The 11,678-nt window shown below is 48.5% G+C and carries 6 protein-coding genes; all 6 read left to right on the top strand.

The window, feature by feature from the left end; translation table 11 throughout:
* The first annotated feature begins 216 nt into the window (after window positions 1–216).
* The 6 genes from ACFS25_RS19035 to ACFS25_RS19060 all read left to right on the top strand — a co-directional run bounded on the left by ACFS25_RS19035 (window position 217) and on the right by ACFS25_RS19060 (window position 11,677).
* Entirely contained in the window at window positions 217–1,953 is a 1,737-nt protein-coding gene (locus tag ACFS25_RS19035) for an ArnT family glycosyltransferase (RefSeq protein WP_381504165.1), read from the top strand.
* A gap of 326 nt (window positions 1,954–2,279) precedes the next feature.
* On the top strand, window positions 2,280–3,527 hold the full coding sequence (locus tag ACFS25_RS19040; RefSeq protein ID WP_381504167.1) for an efflux RND transporter periplasmic adaptor subunit: 1,248 nt from the start codon (window positions 2,280–2,282) through the stop codon (window positions 3,525–3,527).
* A 71-nt stretch (window positions 3,528–3,598) separates the two neighbouring features.
* Complete coding sequence (locus ACFS25_RS19045) at window positions 3,599–4,276, top strand: ABC transporter ATP-binding protein (protein ID WP_381504169.1); 678 nt, start codon at window positions 3,599–3,601, stop codon at window positions 4,274–4,276.
* A 73-nt stretch (window positions 4,277–4,349) separates the two neighbouring features.
* Complete coding sequence (locus ACFS25_RS19050; protein WP_381504590.1) at window positions 4,350–6,722, top strand: ABC transporter permease; 2,373 nt, start codon at window positions 4,350–4,352, stop codon at window positions 6,720–6,722.
* A gap of 83 nt (window positions 6,723–6,805) precedes the next feature.
* The gene (locus tag ACFS25_RS19055; protein WP_381504171.1) at window positions 6,806–9,190 is read left to right on the top strand and encodes an ABC transporter permease; all 2,385 of its coding nucleotides are present in this window, start codon (window positions 6,806–6,808) and stop codon (window positions 9,188–9,190) included.
* Window positions 9,191–9,259: 69 nt separating this feature from the next.
* Window positions 9,260–11,677 carry an ABC transporter permease gene (locus ACFS25_RS19060; protein ID WP_381504173.1) on the top strand — a complete coding sequence of 806 codons (2,418 nt, stop codon included), beginning with the start codon at window positions 9,260–9,262 and terminating at the stop codon, window positions 11,675–11,677.
* The last annotated feature ends 1 nt before the right edge of the window (window position 11,678 follow it).

An 11,678-nucleotide genomic window follows, 5' to 3' on the forward strand; every position in this document is an offset into this window, starting at 1 on the left:
GCACTGATTCGACAACGAATTACGGTTTTCTTACGTACTTTGACCCCTCAAAAGTCGTTAAGCGGTCATTATTGTCAGTAGGTGGTTATTGTTCCGGGCCGCCGGTGCGGTCATTGGGCGGTCAATCATTCCACTCGATACGTGAACACGATACGATGACCGCACCAGCGGCCCGAAACACTGACAACCGTGCGGGCGGTTTCGCAATGACAACAAATGACTGATAATTACCCTTCCTTTGATACTCGCTGGTTTTATGCCCTCGTAGCTGTAGGTGTATTTCTAAATGCTACCGGCTTATTTCCGCCAGTGATGGAACTCGATGGTGCGCTCTACGCCTGTATAGCCAAACAGATGACCCAAACTGGCGATTTTGTAAACCTTTACGCGGTTGGCAGCGACTGGCTCGACAAGCCGCATTTTCCATTCTGGATTATTGCCACAAGTTACCGAATTTTCGGCATCAATACATTTGCTTATAAATTCCCTGCGCTGCTATTTTTTCTTGGCAGCGTATTTTATACCTATCAATTCACCCGGCTAACGTATTCAAAAGTAACAGCACAAGTGGCCACGCTGGTGCTACTGACGGCGTTTCACGGCGTTTTGTCCAACAGCGACGTGCGCGCCGAACCATACCTAATGCCGCTTATTATTGGGCCAGTGTATCATTTTTACCGGGTCTTTCTGGGCAGTAAAAATGATCTATCTCCAGGATATGGCCTATCTAAAAGCAGCCTTCATCTACTAGCTGGCGCTTTCCTTACCGGGTGCGCCCTGATGACCAAAGGTGTCTTTGTCCTTATACCCATTGGTGGCGGCTTAGTACTGCACTGGCTCTTAACTGGTCACTGGCGGGAGTTGCTTAAGCTACGTTGGTGTGTGGCTGTTGCCTTATCATTTGCATTCACCATTCCCGAAATTTACTGTCTGTACCAACAGTTCGACTTACACCCCGAAAAAGTTATTTTTGGCAAAACGGGCGTTTCGGGTGTTCGGTTTTTCTTCTGGGATAGCCAGTTCGGGCGATTTTTCAACACGGGTCCCATTAAAGGAGAAGGGGATAAATTTTTCTTCGTCCATACGCTGCTCTGGGCCTTTTTGCCCTGGTCGCTGCCGTTATATATAGGCGTTGGGAAAATATTGATTAACCTGATCAAACGCCGGAATAACTCTACTCCGGCGACCTCACCCGAGTATATCTCGCTTGGGTCTGGCGTGGCTACCTTCGCTTTATTCTCGCTATCAGGTTTTCAACTACCCCACTATCTGAATATCGTTTTTCCTTTCTACGCTATACTAACGGCGCAGTTTTTAGTTGGCCTGAAACCTACCAGTCTCCGACGGTGGACTGTTGGACAAACAGCCATTGGATTAGCCATAGCCGGAATAGCGATTGCCTTACTAGTGCTGGTTCAGCCTAACAGAGTAGTTGTAGCGTTGGTTTGGGTGCTACTAATCACGTTGGCTACGTTCACCCTTTTTCGGAAAAATACTCTTTTATCACTATCGGGACGGATGATGGGAGCCATGCTGGTTCTGGCTGGAACGCTGAATCTATTTCTGTATCCAACCTTTTTGCAGTATCAGGCTGGCATGGCAACGGCTCGCTATGTAAACACAGAACCAAAACTGGCCAAACGCCCGACAGTACTGTATGAACCCGGTACCGGCGTTGGAGGAGGTAGTTTTTGGACGTACGAATTTTATGCCAAAGCCCCCACAGTTTATGCGCGTACTGATTCGGCTTTACGCGTTCAGGTGCAGACAGAATCCAGGCTGGTATTCACGACGGGCGTTTATGCCGATTCGCTGATGATGCGCGGTTTCCGGGTTAAACGGCTGGCCATGTTTCCCTATTACCACGTCAGCCAGTTGACATACCCATTTTTAAATCCGACTACCCGCTCCCAAACGCTATTGCATTATGTCCTGGCAGAGGTCAGTCAATAAGCAGAATACCGGGCCGTCAGCCGGTAAAAGCGTGCAATCAGACTATTAATGGCCAGCTTCGGCGGTATAAAACGAAGGCATTAATTCGGATATTACAACGCCAAAAACGGACAATTTACGTCCGAAAGCGGACACAGGATTAGCCTAATTATAACATAAATTACTGACAATCAGAGCACCCATCCTATTGGCATGACTATTGGCACATACTTTATGCAAATGAGTCTGGAGCCATTTATCCACTGAATTGTTGGAATGCTCCGCACAGCAGCGGCTGACCATTGGCGGCCCGGTTTCACTCTTTCTCTCATTTGTTTATTAAAATAATGGATCGCGCATTACCTAAACGTTTCTGGACAACCCAACGCATGGCACTTTTTGGAGGTGGCACGTTGATTATAAGCTTACTGGCTTACACATTTCTGTTCGCCGATCGTCGGTCGAAACTCAATGTTGAAAAAGACAAAATAACCGTCTCAACTATCTCAACGGGCCCATTTGAAGATTTCATTGCTGTAACCGGCGTTGTACAACCCCTGAAAACGATTCGATTAGATGCAATTGAAGGGGGTTACGTAACGCAAAAACTCGTTGAAGGCGGGAACACGGTGAAGCAAGGTGAGGTTTTGCTGAAACTCGAAAATCAGAGTCTCAAATTGAGTTTTCTACAATCAGAAACCGAAGCCAACCGGCTCGTGAACGATCTGCAAAATACGCGTCAACGGATACAGATCGAACGATTTACGCTACGTAAAACTCTGGCCGATGTAGATGCTCAAATTTCTCAGACGAAAGACACCTACGAGCGTCAGGAAAAGCTGTACAAAGATAAAGTCGTGTCGGAAGAAGACTATTTGAAAGCGAAACGCGCTTACGAACGATTAACCTCCCAGCGTACTATCGAAATCGAAACGCAGAAGTATCAGGAGGAAAACGCAAAATTTCAGATTAAACAACTTGAAGGCACCTTGCAACGTACGCAACGAAATGTTGCTCTTTGGCAGCAGACACTGGATAATCTGGTCGTAAAAGCACCGGTATCCGGCCAGCTATCAAGTATTGATGTAGAAGTTGGTTCGAATATTAACCGGGGACAGAACATCGGGCAGATTGATGACCTGAACGGTTTCAAAATGCGCGTCGGTGTTGATGAACACTATATCAGCCGGGTATTTTCAGGCTTGAAAGGATCGTTTGAATTCAACGGAAAAATGCATGAACTCTCCATCAGCCGGGTTTACCCCGAAGTAAAAAGCGGCCGGTTCGAAGTGGACATGATCTTCCCAAACGGTGCGCCAGAGGGCATCAAACGCGGCCAATCGTCGCCGATTCAACTGGAGTTGGGCAAAGCGGCTAAGGCAACGCTTCTTCCCGTTGGCGGTTTCTTCTCCGATACGGGCGGCAATTGGGTATATGTAGTGGATAAGTCTGGCAAACGAGCCCTGAAACGTCAAATTACTTTAGGACGAAAAAATCCAGAGTTCTACGAAGTACTTACTGGTCTGGAACCCGGTGAACAGGTAATTACAAGTTCCTACGAAAACTTTGGGGATAACGAAGTTCTTGAATTTTAGAAATTGATGGCGCGAGGCTCTGGCTTCGTGCTATCTGATATCATTTACAAAGACATTGACCACCAAACAATATGATTCAGACAGTTAACCTTCAGAAGCTCTTCTCGACCGAAGAAGTAGAAACCACCGCCTTGAATGGCATCAATATGGATGTCAAAGACGGCGAGTTTGTCGCTATTATGGGACCATCAGGATGCGGCAAATCTACCTTGCTCAACATCCTCGGTTTATTGGATAATCCCAGCGAAGGCGAATACAACTTCTACGGAACAGAAGTGGCCAAAATGACCGAACGCCAACGGGCACAACTCCGCAAAGGATCCATCGGTTTCGTATTCCAGAGCTTCAACCTGATCGACGAACTGACTGTCTATGAAAACGTTGAACTGCCATTGTTATACCTGAAAACACCGGCTGACGAGCGAAAAATCCGCGTGGAGGAAGCGCTGAATCGAATGGCAATCATGCACCGGCGTAATCACTTTCCACAGCAACTATCGGGCGGACAGCAGCAACGGACGGCCATTGCGCGGGCTGTCGTAGCAAAACCCAAGCTGATTCTTGCCGATGAACCGACGGGTAACCTCGATTCGAAAAATGGCGAAGAAGTAATGAAGCTGCTTGGTGAACTAAACGACGAAGGCACCACAATCATCATGGTGACTCACTCACCGTATGATGCCGGTTTTGCCCATCGCATTGTAAATCTGTTTGACGGAAAAGTCGTAACCGAGAATTTCCACGTGTAACGACGGCAAAGGCTGGCCGACATTTCTTACCATTCACTTTCACCAACCGACTGGACCGGTCGGGATGACAACTATGTTCCGAAACTACGCCAAAATTGCCTTTAGGAGTTTGATGAAAAACAAACTCTATTCATCTATCAATGTCTTTGGTTTGGCCCTTGGCATGGCGTGCAGCCTGTTGATTGGGTTATGGGTGAAGGACGAACTAAGCTACGACCGCTTCATACCTGATGCGGAGAGTATCCATTACGTGCGGGTTAACTTTCCGTACAATGGCGAAACTGTGACGAATTTCGTTACCCCTGGCCCGTTGCAGGAAGCCATTGCGAAAGACGTACCAGAGGTCGCGGCTGTGGCTAAAATTAACTTCGGCCCGGAATATCTGATAAAGGTAACGGGTGGTCAGCTTGGCGAAAAAGCAGCTAAAGAAAGAGGCCATTTCGCTACGGCTGACTTCTTCGGTGTGTTCGATTTGCCCGCGCTCTACGGTAGTCCGAAAGCGGCACTTGCCCAGCCCGACAAGATTATCATTACCCGTAAACTGGCTGAAAAATATTTCCCAAACGGGCTGGCACTTGGCAAAACGCTTCAACTTAACAACGATAAATTTTACACCGTTGGCGCCGTAATCGAAGATTTGCCAACCAACTCCACACTGCAATTCGACTGGATGGTGAACTGGAAAGTGCAGGAGCAGGACTGGATGAAAACCTGGGGGAATAACGGATTTCAGACATTTGTCCGGTTGAAGCCAAACACTACACTGGCTCAGGCAGAAGCGGCCATGAAGGATATTTATCCGCGTTTCGCCGGGAAAAACTTCGCAACGGGTCGTCCAGTCTTGCAACCCATTACGGATCTCCATCTGTACGGCGAGTACAAAAATGGCCAAAGCATAGGCGGGCGGATTGAGTATGTGCGTATCTTCTCTATTGTAGCCTTATTTATTCTGCTCATTGCCTGCATTAACTTCATGAATTTGGCCACGGCACAGTCGGCAATGCGGGCAAAGGAAGTGGGGGTCAGGAAAGTCGTTGGTGCGCTGCGTTCCTCATTAATTGGGCAATTTCTGAGCGAGTCGGTGCTAACGAGCCTATTGGCTGTTGTACTGGCATTGGGATTAGTCTGGGGGGTGTTACCGACCTTCAATACTGTATTTGATAAGCATCTAACCCTCAATTTGGCTGAACCAATACTCTGGCTCATCATTGGGGTGCTGGTACTTATTACGGGTTTTCTGTCAGGTAGTTACCCGGCCTTGTTCCTATCATCTCTACAACCGATAAAAATCCTGAAAGGTCGTTTACAATTCGGCCCTGGTCCTGCTCTATTTCGGCGGATATTGGTCGTATTTCAGTTTTCACTGTCTATTTTCCTAATTGTTGGAATGCTGGCGGTAGGTAAACAAATGAATTATTTGCGCACGAAGAACCTCGGCCTCGACCGCGAAAATGTGGTTTATATACCTTTAGAGGGTGAAATTGCCCGCCCCAAAAAGGTAGAACCCTTCCGGCAAGAGGTAATGCGTACGCCGTCAATCGCGTCGGCGACAACGACGATGTCACTACCGGTAAGTGTTCAAAGTACGTCGGGCGATTTAAAGTGGGCAGGCAAAGATCCCAACATACAGACCACGGTATCTGTAATGGCCGTGGGTGGTGATTTCATTAAAACGATGAATATCAAACTGTTGGGCGGTCGTGATTTTCGAGTAGACAGCCCCGCCGATTCATCAAGTTACCTCATCAACGAGGCCGCGGCCAAAATGATGGGCATGAAAGACGCAGTGGGAAAGGAGGTCGAATTCTGGAGTGGCAAAGGTCGGATTATGGGGTTAATGAAAGACTTCCACATGAATTCACTGCACGAGGCCATTAGTCCGCTGATATTGGTTTTCAACGCGTCGAATACCAGTTACCTACTCGTAAAAACCCGCGCCGGACAAACACAGCAAGCCATCGCCGATCTGGAACGAATTACGAAAGCGTTCAACCCGAATTATCCCTTCAACTACCACTTTGTCGATGAAGCCTACGAGAAATTGTATCGCAGTGAACAGCAGGTCAGCACCCTTGTAAACTACTTCGGTATACTCGCCATTCTTATTTCGTGTCTGGGGTTGTTTGCCCTGGCCGCTTTCACAGCGGAGCAACGGACGAAGGAAATCGGGGTTCGGAAAGTGCTGGGTGCCAGTGTGCCGAACATTGTCGGTCTCCTCTCCAAAGATTTTTTGAAACTGGTATTGGTTGCTCTCGTGCTGTCTTCTCCACTGGCATGGTGGGCGTTGAGCAAGTGGCTTGGCACGTTCGCCTACCAGACTGAACTTGCGTGGTGGATTTTTGCCGTAGCAGGCGTAATGGCCTTTGTTATTGCCTTTCTGACAGTGAGTTATCAAAGTATTAAAGCCGCGCTAACGAATCCGATAACAAGTTTGCGAAGCGAATAAAGCACCCTAGCAAACCGCAGTATAAACTGAAACGATACGTGAAGAATAGCTTTTTGTTCTTCACGTATCTTCTTCATTCGACTATGTTCCGCAATTACATTAAAATCGCTGTTCGGACGCTGTGGCGCAATCGGCTGTTAACGACTATTAACGTGCTGGGCCTGTCGGTCGGGCTGGCCTGCGTAGTAGTGCTAGTGTTGTTTGCCCAGAAATGCCTGACCTGGGACAGCTCCCACGCCAACCTCGACAACATCTACTACGTTCGTACACAATATCCTGGTGGCGACGTCGGCAACCAGACGGTGTATCCACTGCTCGACCAGATGGTGCGCGATTTTCCGGAGATTGAGACGGGTACGCACAACCAAAGCTGGAACTGGCCCTGGATCGAGTACGGTGGCAAGAGTATTCAGGAGTCAACCAGATTCGTTGATTCAACCTACTTCCGGGTCTTCACATTCCCTTTCAAATACGGCGATCCAGCTACCGCCCTCATCAACAAACGGTCGGTGGTGTTAAGCGAAAAAATAGCTCAGAACCTGTTTGGCGAGACAAACCCAGTCGGCAAGTACGTGACCGTTAGTGATACGCTGCAATATGCCGTTACTGGTGTATTGGCAAAACTGCCATCCAATTCATCGCAACAGTTTGAGGTGTTGCTGCCTGCCGCTAACCTACTCGACAATCCCGGGTTTCGCCAAAACGCCGATTGGTCTAACACCTTCGCTTCAACGTTTATTCTGTTGAAGAAAGGCGCTGATCCCACCCGATTAGAGGCCAAACTACCTCAGTTGGTAAAAGCCCACTATGAGCCCCATGCGAAGAACTCAATTCTGCGGCTGGCTCCGTTTAAAAACTTCATCTATACCGAAAACCCGTCGTTTCAGGGCCTCATTTACGGCTCCATCACCATTGCTCTGTTTCTGCTGTTCATCATCAGCATCAACCTCATCAACCTGAATACCGCTTCGGCGCTGCCCCGCGCTAAAGAAGTAGCCATGAGGCAGGTGGTAGGTGCTACGCGACGGTTGGTGCTGGGTCAGTTCTGGACGGAGTCGGGCCTGGTTGTGGTTATCTCGCTGGCGTTATCGGTGCTATTCGCCGTGTTCTATTTAATACCCAACTTCAACCAACTGCGGAGCGAAAACATGCAGTTGAGGATTGATCTGGCAACAGATTACCCATCCATCCTGACCGTGTTAGGTATCGCACTTACGGTGGCACTAGTAGCCGGAACATACCCCGCCTTATATCTGATGGGATTGAAGACGACGGAGGCCGTGAAAGGTAAGATTTCTGCCGATCCAACGAGCGGACGACTTCGGCAAAACGGGCTCATTGTGTTACAGTTTACGCTGGCCGTTGTCCTGATTCTCGGCACCATTGGTATGCGTGAACAACTTAAGTACATGAAGGAGGCTAACCTGGGGTATGACAAAACCAACGTACTGGTATTCAAGACCGATCTGGCCTATCGCGACGAAAAGCTAGCGATGGTGCGTGGAAAATCCATTCTTGCCCAGCTTCGGCAGACCCCCAATGTCGTGTCGTTTACCAGCACGTATTACACGCCGGTTGCCTACCAGGAAAACTTTAACCAGTATTATCCTGACGGCCACGAAAACCAACAGGTACACTTACGGCACATGGGTGGGGCGGTCAATTACACCGAGACACTAAAAATCCCGATGCTGGAAGGACGAAACTTCTCGGATGCTACACCCGCCGATTCGGCTAACAACGCCGTGATTATTAACGAATCGGCCATGCGAGTGTTTGGCTGGAAAACAGCAGTGGGCAGAAAACTGCGGCAGCTAAACAATACGTCCGTGTATACCGTCGTCGGGGTGACGAAAGATTACCACTACCGCGACCTGACCGGCCGCGTAGAACCAATGCTACAGGCTTATGGCGGCCACGAAAGTCTCAGCGGATACCTGATGGTTCGGGTCAGTGACCCCACTAAAGCGCCAGCTGTAATCGCCGGTCTGGAGCGGGCATTCAAAAAAATACCCGCTCGTCGGGCGCTCACCTACACCTATCTATCCGACGATATAACCCGGGTGTATCGGTCACTCGACAACATTTGGCGGATGATCAGCTTCGTAACCATAATTGCCATTCTGACGGCCTGCGCGGGCATTTTCGGGCTCATCTCGCTCGTAGCCCGAAAACGCACGAAAGAGATTGGGGTGCGGAAAGTACTGGGCGCGTCGGTAGCAAGTATTACCATGCTGCTCTCGACGGACTTCCTGAAGCTGGTGGGGCTGGCAATCCTGATTGCTACGCCTGTAGGCTGGTGGTTAGGCCAGAACATACTGAACTACTTTGCTTACCATACCCATATTCAGTGGTGGTACGTCTTTGTAGCAGGTGGACTAGCCGTGGGTATTGCACTCGTGTCAGTTCTCTTTCAAGCCCTGAAAGCTGCCCTAATGAATCCGGTGAAGAGTCTACGCTCGGAGTAGTGCCGACCAGGACGGTTGCTTATCAAAAACATTATTTATTTATCCAGCCAAGACAGTCGGTACTAACGTATGTTCCACAACTACCTCAAAATCGCTTTTCGCACTCTTTGGAAAAATCGTACCCACTCACTGATTAACATCGTTGGTTTATCGGTGGCGTTTGGTACGTGCGTGCTACTATTTCTGACGGCCACATTTGAACTATCATACGACGGGTTCCACACCGACGCCAACCGTATATTCCGGCTGTATTTCCTATCGACCAACCGCGATGGCACACCCAACAAAAGTGCCACGATGCCCTATCCAATTTCACCCGCCCTTAAAGCTGAATTCCCAGAGATAGAAGGCGTCTCACGCTTCTTTAATGGAACTGCGGGGGTTCGTCGGAATGAGCACACGTATAGCAAAAGTGTCAGGATGGCCGATGCCGATTTTCTGCAACTGTTTACGTTCCCTCTCCGGAAAGGCAACGCCAAAACAGCCATGAACAGCTTGAGCGACATTGTCATCAGTGAGAACATGGCCAAAGACATTTTCGGAAAGGAGAACCCGTTGGGCAAACCCCTCCAGCTTCGCATGAACGATAGCTGGAAAGCGTTTACCGTAACCGGCGTAATCAGTGATTTTCCCAGCAACTCTACACTTGAGTATGATGCACTTATCCGCAGTGAAAATGCAAGCGACTATCAAGAATTTAAAAGTCGCTGGAATCATGGTAACCACGAGGTGTATGTAAAGTTGAAAGCCGGTACAGATCCGCAAACGCTGCAACGGCGGACGCAGGCATTCCTGGACAAATACCTTACGAAGTCTAATGAAGAGCAAAAGGAACAAGGCTATCCAAAAAATGAATTAGGTTTTCAGCAAAGCTTACTTTTGGAGCCGATGCGGGATGTGCATTTCGATGTGGAAACAATGCATGGTCAGGCCATTAGCAAGACATACATTTATACACTAATGCTCATTGGCTTGTTTATTTTAGCCATTGCCTGCATCAATTTCATAAACCTGACTATTGCACAATCACTCAAGCGAGTTAAAGAAGTGGGCGTTCGCAAGTCATTGGGAGCGAAGCGGTGGCAATTATTCGGCCAAATTTGGGGCGAAACGCTGATGCTGTGCCTCGTCGCCCTGCTAGTCGGGTTAGGACTGGCTTACGTTGTTTTACCTACATTTAATCGATTATTCCAAAGTCACCTAACGCTAGACAATTTCCTGAAGCCAGGTGCTTTGCTGGTAACAGGTCTGGGTTTTCTGCTCATAACCCTTGTAGCCGGAGGTTATCCTTCCTGGTTCGTAACGCGCTTCAATGCCGTGGAAGTGCTGAAGGGAACCGTTAAAATGAGTCGTCCGGGTTTATTACGCAATTCGCTCATTGTGACTCAATTTACCATTGCCTGTTTGCTCATTGTGTGTACTCTAATTGTACGTCAGCAAATTAACTACTTACAAGAAAAACCGATGGGCCTGGACAAAGATCAGGTAGTTAGTATTCCGGTCGGTGACGAGCTTAACGGGGCTGTGGCGTTGAAAACCATGCGCGACCGGCTGTCTAGTCAACCAAACATCACCGCTGTATCGGGTTCGGGTGTTAACATCGGGGCAGGTCTGGATGGTAGTTCGTCGCGCAGGATGTTTGGCTTCCTATATGGCAAACGGGACATTCTCTGCGACTGGTTGCGAGTGGATACAGACTATCTAAAAACGTTGGGTATCAAGCTATTGCAGGGCCGTGATTTCAGTACAAACTTCAGCACCGATTCGAGTTCGGCCGTGCTCATCACGCAAAGTATGGCCAAGCAGTTGGGGGAAGTCAACCCAATTGGCAAGTTTATTAAACCAGACAATAAATCATTTCAGATTGTTGGTGTCGTATCAGACTTCAATCTGTATTCCCTGCATCAGGAAGCCAAACCCGTTGCCTTACAAATGCAGTCAAGTTCCCCGATCAATTATATTCTGGTTCGGGTAAATCCGAAGAACTTACTTGGTGCGATGGAAACCATCAAAACCGCCTGGAAGACGATTGCCCCAAAGCAGGAATTTATTGGTTCGTTTCTAGATAAGAATACCGAACGCTGGTACAAAAAAGAACAGCGGTTAGGCACCATTTTCTCGTCGGCGGCTGGGATTGCCATTTTATTGTCGTGCATGGGTTTGTTTTCTATTGCCCTACTATCAATTCAGCAACGCACCAAAGAAATTGGTGTCCGCAAAGTGCTGGGTGCATCGGTCGGCAGTATCGTTACTCTACTTTCCAAAGATTTCCTCAAACTGGTCTTCGTTGCCATTCTCATTGCCACTCCAATTGGCTGGTGGGCCATGAATAAATGGTTAGCTGATTTTGCCTACAAGATTGATATTGCGTGGTGGGTGTTCGCGTTGGCAGGTGCGTTAGCCATTTCCATTGCGTTGCTGACAGTGAGTTTACAGAGCATCAAAGCGGCCCTGATGAATCCCGTCAAATCACTACGGTCTGAATAAG

Source organism: Spirosoma flavum, from assembly GCF_042686045.1.
Classification (GTDB): domain Bacteria; phylum Bacteroidota; class Bacteroidia; order Cytophagales; family Spirosomataceae; genus Spirosoma; species Spirosoma flavum.